Consider the following 15,174-nt stretch of genomic DNA (forward strand, 5'->3'; position numbering starts at 1 on the left):
GCAAACACATCGAGTTCGCGCTCGCCAGGATCGAGACCAGGCGCGGCGCCAAGGCCGCCTTCAAGCGCGGCTTCCAACCCCCGCACAGCGAGCTCTTCCTGGACTACTCCGGCGCGCGCAGCGTGCGCTTTCGCGCCGGCACCGAGATGCCCGGGGCACTGGCCGACCAGGCAGCCGCCTTGTTCGGGCCGGCGCCGGGCTTGTGCCTGGCGCCGGAGCGCTACCCGGAGTTGCCGGCCTTCCTCGCCGCCGCGCGCGGCGCCGGCGCCGACGTGCGCTGCCGCGACGACGCGCTCGGCTTCATCGCGGAGTGGCGCGACCGGCAGGAACGCGAACGCATACTCGCCGAGCGCTATCCGCTGGGGGCCGACAGCGCCGCGCTCGACGGCCTGCTCAAGACCGAACTGTATCCCTACCAGCGCGAGGGCGCGCTGTTCGCGGCGCGCGCGGGGCGCTCGCTGATCGGCGACGAGATGGGGCTGGGCAAGACCGTGCAGGCCATCGCCGCCGCCGAATTGATGGCCCGCCACTTCGGCGCGCAACGCGTGCTGGTGGTGTGCCCGACCTCGCTCAAGCATCAATGACAGCGCGAGCTGGCGCGCTTCGCCGGACGCGCGGCCCAGACCATCGCGGGACTGCGCCCGGCCCGCGCGGCGCAGTACCGCGACGACGTGGCCTACAAGATCACCAACTACGAGTTGCTCGCGCGCGATCTCGACCTGATCAACGAATGGTCGCCCGACGTCGTCATCGTCGACGAGGCGCAGCGCATCAAGAACTGGAACACCATCGCCGCGCGCGCGCTCAAGCGCATCGCCAGCCCGTACGCGATCGTGCTGACCGGCACGCCGCTCGAAAACCGGCTCGAGGAGCTTCTGTCGATCGTGCAATTCGTCGACCGCCACCGGCTCGGACCGACCTGGCGCCTGCTGCACACGCACCAAAGCCGCGACGACGGCCGGCGCGTGGTCGGCTACCGCGACCTGGACCGGATCGGCGCGACCCTGGCGCCCATCATGCTGCGGCGCCGCAAGAGCGCCGTGCTCGACCAGTTGCCCGCGCGCGTCGACAAGACCCTGTTCGTGCCGATGACCGAGCAGCAGATGGCCCATCACGCCGACCACGGGACCATTGTCAAACGCATCGTGCACCGCTGGCGCGCGAGCGGCTTTTTGTCCGACGCCGACCAGCGCCGCCTGACCTGCTCGCTCCAGCTCATGCGCATGGTGTGCAACAGCACCTTTTTGGTCGACCACGAGACCGATCACGGCGTCAAGGTCGACGAATTGGTCAATCTGCTCGACGACCTGTTCGAGGACCCGACGGCCAAGGTCGTGGTGTTCAGCCAATGGCGCCGCACCCACGAGTTGATCGCGCGCCGGCTCGCGGCCAGGGGCTGGGGGCACGTCCTGTTCCACGGCGGCGTGCCCACCGATAAGCGCGCCGCCCTGGTCGACCGTTTCAACGGCGAGCCGGACTGCCGGGTGTTCCTGTCGACCGACGCGGGCGGGGTCGGCCTCAATTTGCAGTATGCGGCGGCCACCATCGTCAACATGGATCTGCCGTGGAATCCGGCGGTGCTCGAGCAGCGCATCGGCCGCGTCCACCGGATTGGCCAGACCCGCGGCGTGCAGGTCGTCAATTTCGTTTCCCAGGGCACCATCGAGGAAGGCATGCTTTCCGTGCTCGCCTTCAAGCAGTCACTTTTCGCCGGTGTGCTCGATGGCGGCGAGAGCGACATCTTCATGAACGGGACGCGCCTGTCGCAATTCATGGAAAGCGTCGACGAGGTGACCCAGACCATGGGCCAGACGCCGCCGCAAGCCGAATCGCAGGAGCCCGAGGCGGCGCCGGAGGGGACGACGGAGGGGGCGCCTTCGGGCGCGCCGGAGGTGCAGGCTCCAACGAGCGCGCCGGAGCGCCCCATGCCGGGCGAACAAGCGGCGCCGCCGCCCGCCGGCGCGGTCGCGGCGCCCGCGCCCGGCGATCCGTGGGCGCCCCTGATCGACATCGGCAAGCATTTGATCGAGACCCTGGCGCAGGCCAGCGCGGGCGAGCACGCAAAGCGTCCCGCCTGGATCGAAACGGACGCGGCCACCGGAAAATCGTTCATCAAACTGCCGGTGCCCGATCCCAAAAGCATCGAGCGGCTGGCCGAGACGCTGGGCGGGTTGATCGCCCGGCTAAAAGGCTGAGAGGCAGGTTCGGCATATTGCTGGTCACGGCGATCAGGCAAAACATCAGCACCGTGTCGCCATAATAATCGGGACTGATGGTGACCCCGTTCTCGCTATACGAACTGCCCGGCGTTTGCTTGATCATCCACTGGTAGGCCTGGTTCAGGAAGACCTGGTTGGCGCCATCGGTCATCGCGCCGACCGCCATCCCCGAGACCATATTGCGCTGACCGAAACGCGATTTCCCTGGCGTGACCGCACCATTGAGCTCATAGCTTTCATAGGCCATTTGCGGCATGCCGGCCGTGGTGCTGGTGCCGCCGATGGCAGTATTGAACCAGGCGGCCTGGCGCTTTGGCAAATCGCGGGACAGATAGCCATTCACCGTGGGATGAACCGCCTTGGCCGCCGTCGAGTTGGTGAAGCCGTACCACAGGAAATCCATACCCACGCGCCAAGGCACGCGGCTCGCATCGAGCCCGTAGTTGTAGCCGCGCAGGCCATTGGCGTAGTTCGTCCCCGCAGCGGTCTTGAACGTGAAAGGCGTCAAACCGGTCGGGTTCGCATACATGAAATGGTTGTACATCTTGTACATGGCTGGAATCATCGCCCGCCATTTCGCCGCATTGGTCGAGTCCGATACCGCGGCAAACTGCTTCATGTAGCTGACGATCTGTTAGGAGCTCATCGTGTTGTCGGTCAGCGTCTCGAGGTGGGTCGTATTGCTCATGTCCGTCTGGTTGACCAGCTTCGAATCGTTGGCACCTCGGTTGAGCACAACCCAGGCCTGCAGGCCATTCAGGATTCTGACGGCCTCGGCCTTATAGTTGGGGTTGCCACCGCCACTGCCCCATTTCTTGTCGGCCACCAGCAAGGCGTAGGCGGCGTCGATATCGCCATCGGGCGCGACATAGCCGTCGATGATCGCGCCCGCGGCGGAGATTCGCCAGTTCATCAAAGCCTTCGGCGTTTTCTCCTTGGACCGGTAATACCTGAGAAGACCGTCGAAATCGGCCTTGCCGACGGCACTGTCGGCCATGTACACCGTGATCAGCATGCCGAAGCCGATACCCTCCGAGATCGATTCATTACTGTTCGTGACAACCCGCATGCCGTTGGGATCGCTGACGAGATAGCGCGCGCCAGGCGTTGTACTTGGTCTTGACAATGCCGTCCATGACGCCCTGGTCTCCGCTCGGCGCCACACCGCGGCCGTAGCCGGTCTTGTAGGGGAAGTTAAGCTGTGTGGTTCCGATACTGGTGCTGGCATATCCGGTGGACGGCCCGCCCGGGCGATACGCGACCACCCGGTATTGATAGCGGGTCAGCGGCGCCAGCCCGGTGTTGTTGAAGCTGCGGACCGGTTCGTTCACATAGCCGACCTGAGCCTAGGGCAATGTGCCGACAAGACGCCTTTGAATGCTGTAGCCGGACGCGGCCGGTGCGTCGGCGCCCCAAGTGACGTTCGCCGATTTGGCGGTGGCGTTGTAGGTGACCGCCACACTGTACGGGTAGGCTGTGGCGGCGAACACGGCGCTGCTGGCGGCCAGCGCGCTGGCTCCGAGGACAAAAGCGAAACTGCATTGTGCTGTTTCATTGCTTCCTTCTGTTGTTGTGCATGGTGCGCTAGGAGCCTATCGGACTTAGGGAGTCGAAGCGAGAAAAGTGCTGGACGAGGACAGATTTTGACGATTTCCCAGTGCCAATAGCGAGCTATTGGCCGAGAAAGCGGCGAAATATGGACTGTCCAGCACTTTTTGCAGCCGACGATCCTAAGTCCGACAGGCTCCTAGCACCAAGGGTCTCGATCGAAGGTGCGGAAAAATTCCGAACATTGCCAAACGCGACAGCGCCCATCGGAAAGCCATCCATTCCTGGTTGCACATCAGGTATCGCTGAACAACAGCCAGGAAAATTGTTTCCACACAGATATACACATTTCATATGTCAATTATCCGTTGAACTGATAACTGACAACGCATGCTGCGCCCCCATTATCAAAAAAACAATTCACAAATTTTCTTTCGCGTTACGTTTTTTCGTCGTGTAAAACGAGACGCGAAAATCCGTGGTGGCGGGTAAGGTAAAAGTTCATGGAAAAGAAAAATTTTGGCCGACGGGACCGCTGGCCGGTTGGATGTCCACGCAGATTGAAGCCCCTGCAATATTTCGCCACAGAGGTCCGCCCCCAAATGAATCTGCCGGGGTCTGACCCCGAATGCGCCGCAATATTTCAAATCTGCTGGGGTCTGACCCCGAATGCACCGCAATATTTTGCAACCAGGGTCCGGCCTGTGGGTCTGACCCGCGATCTCGGCGGCGGTCAACACCTCGCGCTTCGGGCTCGACCACATCGTCAAGGCGGCCACTTATGTCGACTTCAGCCTCAACTACGACATCAACATGCACGTCAACATCCAGTTCGACGCCCTCAACCTGACCAAGGCCAAGTACGAGAGCTACCTGGGCGACCCGATCCGTCCGCGCAACGTGCGCTACGCGCCGACCGCCTTCGGCATCGGCATCGGCTTGCGCTTCAAGTTGTAAAGGCGTGGCGCGGCTACCGTGAGCGGCAGGCCCGCACCGCACACGACGCCCGATGCACCGCATCGGGCGTTTTCCGTTGCGCGCATGAACGCGAAGGCCGGCACAATTCCTTCCACCAGCACAAGCTGACGGCCTTGCCGTTGGCGCGCGTGCGACTTGCGCTGCCGGCGCGACGGGATAGCATTGCCCAAGCAATCAGGTGGTCCGCGAGAGGCGCTACAGCCGTGTCGATTGATGCAGGCGTTTAGCGGCGTCCATCAAGCGCTCCCGTTGCTCCAATCGCGCCAACTCGGCCTCGGGCAAGCCGCCGATGCCGTTTGCGGCGCCCCAGATCGCCCCGGCCATCGCGCCAATCGTGTCGACGTCGCCACCAGCGGCTGCCACACAACGAAGCATTTCGAGGAACGGCTGCGTCAGGTACCTGAGCGCGATGTAAATCGACGTGACGCAGGAGTCGCTTGCGGCCAGACTATTGCCCAGGCCGGCCGCAAGCGCGCGCGCCGGCGGTTCTTCGCCGGCTGTTAGCCAGCGTTGCGCGATTAGCAGTTTGCGTTGATAAACGTCGAGACGGGCAGTTTGACGCAGCCTTGCGATGATCTCGAGCGGGTCTGGCCGCACCAGGGCCAACGCCGTCGCGGACGCGACCAGCAAGGCGCCTTCGATGGCCATCGGATGCGCATGCGTGATCATTGAAACTTGTCTCACCGCGTGGGAAAGTTCTTCCGGTCGCCCTGCGAGGAACAAGCCGATTGCAGGCGAGCGCATGGCGCCGCCGTTGCCGTAGGATCCTTCGGGATAGACGGCGCGGCTCGCCACGCGCCAATCCTCCCCGCGCGCGATGCGCTTCAATACCTTGGCCGCGCCAGGACCATAGCCCCGGCTCCAGCAATACCCTGCCGCGAAACGGCCCGCTATGTCGTCGCAGTCGATCGCGCCGATGGCAATGATCGAGTCAACCAGATCGAGCGACATCTGCGTGTCGTCGGTCCAGCGCATGTGCCCCTCGCGTGTGGTGCCGACGAGGCGCCAAAGCAGGCGTTCGAGCACCCCGCCCTCGTACGGCGCACCGAGCGCATCCCCCAATGCCAAACCAAGCAGGCAGCCCTGAAAACGATCGAACATGACGCCGGCTGTCGGGCTGCCCATCTAACGAGCCGCCAAGAGGACATTGGGCCAGAATTGGTTCATTTGGATCGCAATCGCTATGGGTGCCAAGAAGGCGCGGGGAACGCCAGGCGCGGGCACGCACTGGGAGAGTGCTTCGATCATAAGCAAGGGGCGCACAATATACAAGCCCGCCCTTTTTTGGTTCCACCGACAACAGGCGTCAATCGCCATTGCGGACACGATCGACCTCGTATGTTCTCACCAAAAGCCCCTTGTTGCCCCAACTCGTGTTGATGAACGACAGCACGGCCGCGATGTCGGCGTCGGAAAGCGCCGCGCTGAAGGGTGGCATGCCGTAGGGACGCCGATTGCCCGCGGTGCCAGGCGGGTAGCCGCCGTCGAGCACGATCTTGACCGCATTGGTGCTGTTCATCCTCGCCGTGCCCGCCAGCGGCGAATAAACACGGGGAACGCCCTCGCCGTTTTCGCCGTGGCAAGAGACACAATGCTTGTCGTAAACACGTCGCCCCTGGCGCAACATCTCCCCGGCGCCGTGATTTCGCCAGGCGCGGCGGCGGCGCCGCGTTCCAATTGCGGCAACGACACCAGGTAGGAGGCCATCGCCCGCGCGTCGCCGGCGTCAAGGTGCTGCAGGCTAGCGGCGACCACGCCGGCCATTGGCCCGGCCACGGCAGCGCGTGACGATACGCCCGTATGGAGCAACTCTGCGAGTTCGGCGACATCGCGCTTGCCGCCCAAGGCCGACGCATGCCAGCCCTGCCCGCCCAATGTTGCGCCGTCGAGGCGCTGCCCGGCCAAGCTACCGCCCAAGGGGTCTCTGGCCGAATGACAAGCGCTGCAATGACCGGCGCCCTGGACGAGGTAGGCGCCACGGTTCCATTCCACGTCCTTGGCCGCGTCCGGCTGATACTCACCGGGGGTGAAATACAGCGTTCGCCAGAAGGCCAGCAGGCCGCGCTGATTGTACGGAAATCGCAACTCATGCGCGCGGTTGGGCTGGCGCACCGGGGCGAGCGTGCGCAAAAAGGCGTATCGGGCGTCGGAGTCGGCCCGTGTGATCTTGGTGAAGTTAGGATAGGGGAAGACCGGATACAGGGAGCGTCCGTCCTTGCCTTTCCCGTTGTGCATGGCGCGCCAAAAGTCGTCCGAGCTCCAACCGCCGATGCCGGTGTCGTTTTCAGGCGTCAGATTGGTCGCGAACCCCTTGCCAAACGGTGTCGCCAGCGCCCGTCCGCCAGCGTAGGCGGCGCCGTCGGGCGTGGTATGGCAGGTCATGCAATTGCCGGCACGCGCTAGGTAGGCGCCCGCCCGGATCTGGGCGGCCGAGTCGGCAACGCGCACCGCGCGCTGCTCGCTGCCCGGTTCCCAATAGTGCTGAAACAGCAGCACGGCCAACAGCATCAAGCCGACTGCCGATGACACAAACAGGAGAGTGCGTTTCATTGCACGCCTCCGCACGCCATCGGCAACGCCGCCGCGCCGGCCGGCTCCGCACTGTAGTCTGCCGGCACCGGTTGGGCCAAAAGCCACGCCGCAACGGCGGCCACGTCCGACGGCGCCAGCCTGTTCGCCACATGCGCCATGCAGTCGGGCTTCGAGGCGCGGCGCACGCCGTTGCGCCAGCCGCCGAACTGTGCGTTCAGATAATCGCGCGACAGGCCCAACAGCCCGGGAACGGCCGGCAGCACGCCGGCCAGCTTTTGCCCGTGGCACGCAATGCAGGCCGGAACCTTTCGTGCCGGGTCGCCGGCCGTGGCGAGCCGCTCGCCGCGCGCGAGCGTTGCCCGGGACGCGCCGGCGGCGCGCGCGGGGGCGTACGGCGGCCGCTGCGCCGCGAAATAAGCCGCGATCTCCGCCAGGTATTCATCGGACAGGTGCGCAAGCAGGTGATTCATCGACGGGTTGGTGCGCCGTCCCTGGCGGAAGTTGACCAGCTGGTTGAACAAGTAGGCCTGCGGTTTGCCCGCGATGCGCGGAAAGTAGCCCGCACTGGTGGCGCGTCCCTGCGCCCCATGGCATGCGACGCAAGCGGCACTGCGCTGCGCCATGCCGTCGCGCGCGGGGGCGGCGCCACCTCCCTGTGCGGCGCTATTGCCCGCGCCGAGTGCGCAAAATGCCAAGCTGCATAGAATGCGTTTCATCTGGTGTCCGTTGATTGATGGCAGACCCAAGTGTGCCGCGCATGCGGGAATCAGTACAGAATCAGACAGCGCAAAAAACAGCAGCGCAGAGGATCATCTGCTATGCTGTTTTCGCGCCCGACTGCATCTGTTTTTTTGGCTTGGTACGCGCGACAATGATGGCACCGAAGCGCGTTTGAAGAGGAAGAACATGCCGACCCAGCCCCAAGCAGCCCCACGCCGCGGCGCCAAGCGCTCCTTCGGCGCGACCATGGTCGCGATCGCTTGGTCGTTCATCGGATTGCGCCGCAAGAGCGATTTCGAGCGCGATGCGGCGGGCGCCATGGATCCGCTGTATGTCGTCGTCGCCGGACTGATCGGCACGGCATTGCTCATCGGCGCACTGATGCTGGCCGTCCGGATCGCGCTCGCATGAAACTGTACGAGCAGTACGCCGGGGAATTGGCGCAATCGATACGCGAGGGCGTGCTCGAACCTGGCGACCGCCTGCCCTCGGTGCGCCAGGCCAGCGCCAGCCGCGGCGTCGGCGCCTCGACCGTGAGGCCTATTACCTGCTCGAGGCGCGCGGCCTGATCCGGGCGCGCGAGCGCTCCGGCTACTTTGTCCTTTCGGGCGCCAAAAATGCGCTCCCGGAACCGCAGGGTCCGCCCGACACGCACAACGATTCGCGTCCGGTCGATGTCAGCGAACTGGTTTTCGACATTCTCGGCTCGGCAAAAACACGCGACGTTGTCCCATTCGGCTCGGCATTCCCAAGCCCCCTGCTGTTTCCCCTGCAGCGCCTGGCCCGCTCGCTCGGATCGAGCGCCGGGGCGATGGATCCCTGGAGCGCGGTCGACGACATCACCCCGGGCAACGCCAACCTGCGGCGCCAGATCGCCCTGCGCTACCTGGCCGATGGCATGCACATCCACACCGACGATATCGTCATCGTCAACGGCGCGCTCGAGGGCTTGAACCTGAGCCTGGAACTGGTCACCAAGCCCGGCGACGCCGTCATTGTGGAGTCGCCCGCGTTCTACGGCGCGCTGCAGGCGCTCGAAAGCCATGGTTTGCGGGCGGTCGAAGTGGCGGTGCATCCGCGCGAAGGGATCGACCTGGCGGCCCTGCGGGCTGCCCTCGAGCGCCACCGGCCCAAGGCCTGCTGGCTGATGACAAACTTCCAGAATCCGGTCGGCAGCCTGATGCCTGACGAGAAAAAGCAGGCGCTGGTGCAGTTGCTGACCGAGCGCGACATTCCGCTGATCGAAGATGACGTCTACGGCGAACTCTACTTCGGCAGCCGCCGCCCGCGCCCGGCCAAGGCATGGGACAAATCAGGGATCGTCCTGCATTCCTCGTCATTCTCGAAATGCCTGGCGCCGGGCTACCGGGTCGGCTGGACCGTGGCCGGCCGCTATGGCAAGGAACTTGCGCAACTAAAGACAATGCGCAGCCTGTCGGCCTGCGCGCCGGCCCAGGCGGCGCTTGCCGACTACCTGGCCAAGGGCGGCTACGACAAGCACTTGCGCCAGCTGCGCCATGCCCTCATCGCCCAGCAAGGCGCGCTGCTCAAGGCGGTCGCCAGGTACTTTCCCAAGGGAACCCGCGCGAGCCATCCTGACGGCGGCTATTTCCTGTGGGTGGAGCTGGCCGGCGGCGTCGATGCGCTCGAACTGCATCGGCGCGCGCTCTCGCTCGGCATCAGCGTGGCGCCGGGGCCGATGTTTTCGGCCCAGCGCGCATTTACCAATTTCATCCGCCTCAACTACGGCCATCCGTGGGACGAGCGCAGCGAAGCGGCCATCGCCACGCTGGGACGGCTGGCCCAAGCCTGAGTGTCTGAGAGGCGGGAAAAGTCACCGACAGGGACCGCGCGGACCATTTAAATGTGAGAATGCGCTTTCCAGGAAATACGAAACGGGCGAAACCCTCCATGACTATTTGCGGCATCCTTCTCGCGGCCGGCAGCGGCCGCCGGTTCGACCCTTCGGGCACGCGCAACAAGCTCCTCGCCCCGCTCGCCGCCGGGCAACCGGCGGTGGTGGTGGCGACGGCAACGGCCATGCTGTCGGTGCTGCCCCGGGTGGTCGCCGTGGTGCCCGATGGTGCCGGCGCGGTCGCCGCGGCCCTGCGCGAGCTCGGTTGCGATGTCGTGGCCTGCCCCGACGCCAAGCTCGGCATGGCGGCCTCGCTGGTGCGCGCGTTGCGGCATTGCCCAACCGGGACCGCCGGTTGGATCATCGCGCTCGGCGACATGCCCTACGTGCAGGCCGCGACGATCGCAGCCCTGCGAGACGCGCTCGACCGGGGAGCGACCATCGCCGCCCCGGTCCATGCCGGGCGCAGGGGCAATCCGGTCGCCTTCGGCAGCGTGCATCTGGAGCAACTGCTGGCCCTGCAGGGCGACCGCGGCGCGCGCGCCATTGTCGAGGCGAACCGCGTGACCGAGGTGCCCGTCGACGACCCCGGCATATTTCAAGACATCGATACCGCGGCCGATCTCGAACGGCTGTGAGGCGGCGGCAATCCGCGCTATCGCTGCGCGGCGCCAAGAGCCGTAAAGACAAGATTTAAGTCAAAAATGGCTGGCCGATCCGACATCTTCAGCGCATAATTTCTCGCAGTAATTTCTCAGACAACTCCTCCCCCTTTTCCACGCACGGAGAAATGGCGCACAATGATCACGCTCAATGTCAACGGCCAGCAGCACAAAGTCGATACCGATCCCAGCACCCCGATTTTATGGGCCTTGCGCGATACGCTGCTGCTAACCGGCACCAAATTCGGTTGCGGGGCGGCGCTGTGCGGCGCCTGCACCGTGCATCTGGACGGCCAGGCGATCCGCTCGTGCGTCACGCCCATTTCCGCCGCCGCGAACAAGAAGATCACAACGATCGAGGCAACCACCGACGGCAAGGACCGGGTCGGCTCGGCCGTGCACGCAGCGTGGGTCAAGCACGATGTGGCCCAGTGCGGCTACTGCCAGAGCGGCCAGATCATGAGCGCCACGGCGTTCCTTAAATCGCTGCCGCGCGGCAAGCAGCCGACCGCCGCGCAGATCGATTCGGCCATGGCCGGCAACATTTGCCGCTGCGGCACCTACGCCCGCATCCACGCCGCCATCGCCGACGCCGCCCGCGCACTGACCTGAAGGAAACCCCATGCTACTAGACCTCCCTCCCGGCGAGCTGCCGCGCGCCCTTCAAAAAATGCTGGCGCGCGAGACCGGCACTGAAAACGCGGCCCTCCCGCGCCGCAACTTCCTCAAGCTGGCCGGGGTTGCCGGCCTGTCGCTCGGGATCTTTCCCGAGCTGGCCGCGGCCCAAGCCGCCGGCGCCGCCGCGGCCGGCGGCGCGCTCAAGCCGACCGAACAGCCCTCCTCGTTCGTCCACATCGCCCCGAACGGCGAGGTCACGGTGACCATCAACCGGCTCGAGTTCGGACAGGGCGTCGAGACCGCGTTGCCGATGATCCTGGCCGAGGAACTCGACGCCGACTGGCGCCTCGTCCGCAGCAAGCTCGGCTCGAGCGATCCCGCCTATGCCGACCCGCGCTTCGGCATGCATTTGACGGGCGGCTCGATGTCGATCAAGCACAGCTTCACGCAATACCGCGAGCTCGGCGCGCGCGCCCGCGCCATGCTGCTCTCGGCGGCGGCCGAGCGTTGGAAGGTCGACGTGGCCACATTGCGCACGCAGGCCGGCAGCGTGCTGGGAGCGGACGGAAGCAAACTCGCATACGGCGAGTTGGCGCAGTCCGCCATGGCTTTTCCGGTCCCGGCCAAGGTGGCGCTCAAGGACCCCAAGGATTTCCGCATCATCGGCCGCGCCACCACGCGCCTGGACGCGCGCGCCAAAAGCAGCGGACGCCAGGACTTCGGCATCGACATCAAACAAGCCGGCCAGCTCACCGCCGTGGTGGCGCGCCCGCCCGTGTTCGGCGCCCGCCTCGCCTCGCTCGACGACAGCGCGGCACGCGCGGTAAAGGGCGTCAAGGCGGTGCTGCGCGTGGCGCTCGACCGCGGCGCCGAAGGCGTGGCCGTGGTGGCCGACGGCTACTGGCCGGCCAAGCAAGGGCGCGACGCCCTGAAGCTCGAATGGGACACCGCCGCCGTCGAAAAGGTCGACAGCGTGCGGCAACTGGCGCAGTACCGCGAGCTGGCCGGCCGCCCCGGCGCGCGCAAGTTCGACGCCGACATGGCGCCGCTGGCGGCGGCCCCACGGCGCTTGGAGGCGGAGTTTGTATTTCCCTATCTGGCGCATGCGGCAATGGAGCCGCTCAATTGCACCGTCGGCATCAGGGACGGTGGCGCCGACCTGTGGGTCGGCAGCCAGATTCCCGGCGTCGACGGCGCCGCCGCCGCGCGCGTGCTCGGGCTCAAGCCGGCGCAGGTCGCCGTGCACGTGCAAACGACCGGCGGCGGCTTTGGCCGCCGCGCCGTCGGCACCAGCGACTTCGTGGTCGAGGCGTGCGAGATCGCCAAAGCGGCGCGCGCGGCCGGACTCGACGCGCCGGTGTGCACCATCTGGAGCCGCGAGGACGACATGCGCGGCGGTTACTACCGTCCCATGCACCTGCACCGCGCGAGCATCGGTTTTGACGACACCGGCAAGGTGCTGGCCTGGGACCATGTGATCGTCGGCCAGTCGATCACCGCCGGCACCATGTTCGAGCGTTTAAAGGACGGCATCGACGGCACGGCCGCCGAGGGCATGCGCGAGCCCTATCCGGTTCCGATGCGTTTGACCGTGCACCACCCCAAGTTGAACGTGCCGGTGCTTTGGTGGCGCAGCGTCGGCTCCACCCACACGGCGTTTGTGATGGAAACCCTGATCGACGAGATCGCCCGCGCCACCAAGCAGGATCCGGTCGCCTACCGGATGGGCCTCTTCGGCGACAAGCATCCGCGCCACCGCGCCGCGCTGCAGCTGTCGGTCGACAAGAGCGGCTACGGCAAGCAGCGCCTGCCCGCCGGCCATGCCTGGGGCGTGGCCGTGCACGAGTCGTTCGGCACCGTCGTCGCCTACGTGGCGCAGGCCTCCGTGCGCGACGGCCGGCCGGTGCTGCACAAGGTCACCGCCGGCGTGCATTGCAATCTCGCGGTCAACCCCGGCACCGTCGAGGCGCAGGTGCAGGGCGCCGCGGTGATGGGCTTGTCGATGTGCCTGCCGGGCGCGGCCATCACGTTCAAGGATGGTGTGGTCGAGCAGAGCAATTTTGGCGACTTCACCGTCGCGCGCATCACCGACATGCCGGCCTTCGCCGTCCACATCGTGCCCAGCGCCGAGCCGCCCACCGGCGTCGGCGAGCCGGGCTTGCCGCCGTTGGCACCCGCGTTCGCCAACGCCATCGCCCGGCTGACCGGCAAGCCGCTGCGCGAGCTTCCCTTCAAGCTCGGCTAGGAAGCGCTTTGTTTCCGACACAACGGTAAGGGGCACGGATGTACAGCACCGACCAGCAGGTCCTGGGTGTGGCGTGCCGCTGGGCTGCGGCGGGCCACCGTTTCGCGCTCGTCACGGTGGCGCGCACATGGGGTTCGGCGCCGCGTCCGGCGGGTGCCTTGCTGGCGCTGCGCCACGACGGCGTGGTCGAGGGTTCGGTCTCCGGCGGCTGCGTCGAGGACGATCTGATCGGGCGCATGCGTGCCGGCGCACTTGGCGCTCAAGCGCCGTTTTGCATCGTGTACGGCGTCACCAAGGACGAGGCGACACGCTTCGGCCTGCCGTGCGGCGGCACGCTCGAACTGGTGGTGGAGCCGGCGCCGGAGGTGGCGCAACTGGGCCGGTTGCAAGCGCGCCTGGCGCTGCGCCATCTGGCCGCGCGCCGCGTCGATCTCGCCACCGGCGCCGTCACGCTGGAGGACGCCTTGCGCGACGACGCGCTGCAATGGGACGGCTCCTGCCTCACCACCATCCACGGACCGCAATGGCGCTTGCTCGTCATCGGGGCGGGCCATGTCTCGCGCTACCTGGCGCAGATGGCGCTGGCGCTGGACTACGAGATCATCGTCTGCGAGCCGCGCGACGCGTACGGCCCGGGCTGGGACGTGCCAGGCACGCGATTGCTGACCTCGATGCCCGACGACACGGTCACGGCGCTGGCGCCGGATGCGCGCACCGCCGTCGTGGCCCTGACCCACGACCCCAAACTGGACGACTTGGCGCTGCTCGAAGCGCTCGGCTCGCCCGCATTCTATGTCGGCGCGCTGGGCTCGCGCGTGGCCAACTTGCGCCGCCGCGAACGGCTGGTGCAGCATTTCGACTTGACACAGGCACAGGTGGACCGGATGCATGGACCGGTGGGCATCCCGATCGGGAGCAAGACGCCGCCGGAGATCGCCGTATCGATACTGGCCGAACTGACCGCGGTGAGAAACGGCATGCGGACCGCGCCGATCCGCGACGGCGTCATCAGCCAGTAACAATGGCCGGGCACAATCGCTCTTGTTACGCAATACTCCTTGTATGTTTAGCCCGTGCTTTGACCAGCGCGGGCGTTTTTTTGCGCCGCCAGATTCAGGCGCGGCTAACCGACATCCAGGGTTTCGACCTGCAGGGCGTGCTCCAACTGCGCCATCGTGTAAGGCTTGGTGAGGTACCTGTGGGCCGAGTTCGCGTGCGCATCGGACGGGGGCAGGCCTGTGGAATAGATGATTTCAAGTAGAGGGGGCTCAACGCGCGACAAGGCCGCCAGATCTTCGCCGGACATCCCGGACAAGCCGATATCGGTGAGCAGCACATCGAACGCGCTTTTACCCAGCAGTTCGAGTGCCTCCTCCGCACTGGAAACCGAACTGACATGATGCCCCAACATGCCCAGCAACTCGCGACGCGTCAGCACCAGCACCGCGATGTCATCGTCTGCGCCCGCCGCCGCCGACGCCCTTGCCGCCGTGCCGGAGCGCCTGTCGCTGGCCAGCCGCCACCACTACGCGCCGATCTCGCCGCGCGACCTGGCCGCGCAGCCGCAAGCGCCGCTGCCGGCGACGCCGGCCGAACAGACCACCATCGCAAGCGATGAACAGGATGAGCAGGCGACGCCGACGAGCCTGGCCCAGCAAACCACCGTCGCGTTCGCGCTGGCGCCTTCGCCAACGCCGGCGCCCATGTGGTTTTACCTGGCAGCGGGCTTCGGCGCGGCGATCGCGACCGCCCTGCCGCTGCCTTAGCCTAGCCCTGCCCTTTACCCACATTGATTAG

At 66.1% G+C, this 15,174-nt stretch carries 16 protein-coding genes and 2 pseudogenes; 10 read left to right on the forward strand and 8 right to left on the reverse strand.

The window, feature by feature from the left end; all coding sequences use genetic code 11:
* Nucleotides 1–146: 146 nt before the first annotated feature.
* Nucleotides 147–1,223, forward strand: a pseudogene (locus C7C56_RS30365) (DEAD/DEAH box helicase); the annotation flags it as partial.
* Nucleotides 1,224–2,195: a helicase-related protein gene (locus tag C7C56_RS30080; RefSeq protein WP_229458916.1), complete on the forward strand. Its 972-nt coding sequence runs from the start codon at nucleotides 1,224–1,226 to the stop codon at nucleotides 2,193–2,195.
* Here C7C56_RS30080 and C7C56_RS28370 read toward each other — a convergent pair.
* The 3 genes from C7C56_RS28370 to C7C56_RS29045 are packed head-to-tail and all read right to left on the reverse strand — an operon-like array spanning nucleotide 2,113 to nucleotide 3,550.
* Complete coding sequence (locus tag C7C56_RS28370) at nucleotides 2,113–2,838, reverse strand: hypothetical protein (protein WP_146204594.1); 726 nt, start codon at nucleotides 2,836–2,838, stop codon at nucleotides 2,113–2,115. The genes C7C56_RS30080 and C7C56_RS28370 overlap by 83 nt on opposite strands.
* A 15-nt stretch (nucleotides 2,839–2,853) precedes the next feature.
* Nucleotides 2,854–3,288 carry a glycosyl hydrolase family 8 gene (locus tag C7C56_RS21425; RefSeq protein WP_181373288.1) on the reverse strand — a complete coding sequence of 145 codons (435 nt, stop codon included), beginning with the start codon at nucleotides 3,286–3,288 and terminating at the stop codon, nucleotides 2,854–2,856.
* Nucleotides 3,266–3,550 carry a hypothetical protein gene (locus C7C56_RS29045; protein WP_181373289.1) on the reverse strand — a complete coding sequence of 95 codons (285 nt, stop codon included), beginning with the start codon at nucleotides 3,548–3,550 and terminating at the stop codon, nucleotides 3,266–3,268. The genes C7C56_RS21425 and C7C56_RS29045 overlap by 23 nt, the downstream gene beginning before the upstream one ends.
* Nucleotides 3,551–4,580: 1,030 nt before the next feature.
* Here C7C56_RS29045 and C7C56_RS29050 point away from each other — a divergent pair.
* The gene (locus C7C56_RS29050) at nucleotides 4,581–4,724 is read left to right on the forward strand and encodes a hypothetical protein (protein WP_181373290.1); all 144 of its coding nucleotides are present in this window, start codon (nucleotides 4,581–4,583) and stop codon (nucleotides 4,722–4,724) included.
* Between the two features lie 216 nt (nucleotides 4,725–4,940).
* Here the strand turns inward: C7C56_RS29050 and C7C56_RS21430 are convergent, their stop codons facing one another.
* From C7C56_RS21430 to C7C56_RS21440, 4 genes are all read right to left on the reverse strand, one after another.
* Nucleotides 4,941–5,870 carry an ADP-ribosylglycohydrolase family protein gene (locus C7C56_RS21430; RefSeq protein ID WP_106759385.1) on the reverse strand — a complete coding sequence of 310 codons (930 nt, stop codon included), beginning with the start codon at nucleotides 5,868–5,870 and terminating at the stop codon, nucleotides 4,941–4,943.
* A 181-nt stretch (nucleotides 5,871–6,051) separates the two neighbouring features.
* Nucleotides 6,052–6,372, reverse strand: coding sequence for a c-type cytochrome (locus C7C56_RS30550; RefSeq protein ID WP_307719071.1), 321 nt, complete (start codon nucleotides 6,370–6,372; stop codon nucleotides 6,052–6,054).
* Nucleotides 6,261–7,295: a cytochrome c gene (locus tag C7C56_RS21435; protein WP_307719072.1), complete on the reverse strand. Its 1,035-nt coding sequence runs from the start codon at nucleotides 7,293–7,295 to the stop codon at nucleotides 6,261–6,263. Before C7C56_RS21435 ends, C7C56_RS30550 begins: the two co-directional genes overlap by 112 nt.
* Nucleotides 7,292–7,993, reverse strand: coding sequence for a c-type cytochrome (locus C7C56_RS21440; protein WP_106759386.1), 702 nt, complete (start codon nucleotides 7,991–7,993; stop codon nucleotides 7,292–7,294). Before C7C56_RS21440 ends, C7C56_RS21435 begins: the two co-directional genes overlap by 4 nt.
* On the opposite strand from C7C56_RS21440, the gene C7C56_RS30085 reads away from it, so the two are divergent.
* The 6 genes and pseudogenes from C7C56_RS30085 (at nucleotide 7,983) to C7C56_RS21470 (ending at nucleotide 14,396) form a co-directional block, all read left to right on the forward strand.
* Entirely contained in the window at nucleotides 7,983–8,408 is a 426-nt protein-coding gene (locus tag C7C56_RS30085; RefSeq protein WP_229458915.1) for a DUF2970 domain-containing protein, read from the forward strand. The two genes, C7C56_RS21440 and C7C56_RS30085, sit on opposite strands and share 11 nt — an antisense overlap.
* A pseudogene (locus C7C56_RS21450) lies at nucleotides 8,405–9,810 on the forward strand (aminotransferase-like domain-containing protein). Before C7C56_RS30085 ends, C7C56_RS21450 begins: the two are co-directional and overlap by 4 nt.
* Nucleotides 9,811–9,908: 98 nt before the next feature.
* Complete coding sequence (locus tag C7C56_RS21455; protein WP_106759388.1) at nucleotides 9,909–10,490, forward strand: nucleotidyltransferase family protein; 582 nt, start codon at nucleotides 9,909–9,911, stop codon at nucleotides 10,488–10,490.
* A 162-nt stretch (nucleotides 10,491–10,652) separates the two neighbouring features.
* Entirely contained in the window at nucleotides 10,653–11,126 is a 474-nt protein-coding gene (locus C7C56_RS21460; RefSeq protein WP_106759389.1) for a (2Fe-2S)-binding protein, read from the forward strand.
* A 10-nt stretch (nucleotides 11,127–11,136) separates the two neighbouring features.
* Complete coding sequence (locus C7C56_RS21465; RefSeq protein WP_106759390.1) at nucleotides 11,137–13,377, forward strand: xanthine dehydrogenase family protein molybdopterin-binding subunit; 2,241 nt, start codon at nucleotides 11,137–11,139, stop codon at nucleotides 13,375–13,377.
* A 38-nt stretch (nucleotides 13,378–13,415) separates the two neighbouring features.
* Nucleotides 13,416–14,396, forward strand: coding sequence for an XdhC family protein (locus C7C56_RS21470; protein ID WP_106759391.1), 981 nt, complete (start codon nucleotides 13,416–13,418; stop codon nucleotides 14,394–14,396).
* Between the two features lie 104 nt (nucleotides 14,397–14,500).
* On the opposite strand, the gene C7C56_RS21475 is transcribed toward C7C56_RS21470, so the two are convergent.
* Complete coding sequence (locus C7C56_RS21475) at nucleotides 14,501–14,821, reverse strand: response regulator (RefSeq protein WP_181373291.1); 321 nt, start codon at nucleotides 14,819–14,821, stop codon at nucleotides 14,501–14,503.
* Between the two features lie 4 nt (nucleotides 14,822–14,825).
* On the opposite strand from C7C56_RS21475, the gene C7C56_RS21480 reads away from it, so the two are divergent.
* Nucleotides 14,826–15,143: a hypothetical protein gene (locus tag C7C56_RS21480; RefSeq protein WP_106759393.1), complete on the forward strand. Its 318-nt coding sequence runs from the start codon at nucleotides 14,826–14,828 to the stop codon at nucleotides 15,141–15,143.
* Nucleotides 15,144–15,174 lie beyond the last annotated feature (31 nt).

It is taken from the genome of Massilia glaciei (assembly GCF_003011895.2).
In the GTDB taxonomy this organism is placed as follows: domain Bacteria; phylum Pseudomonadota; class Gammaproteobacteria; order Burkholderiales; family Burkholderiaceae_D; genus Telluria_A; species Telluria_A glaciei.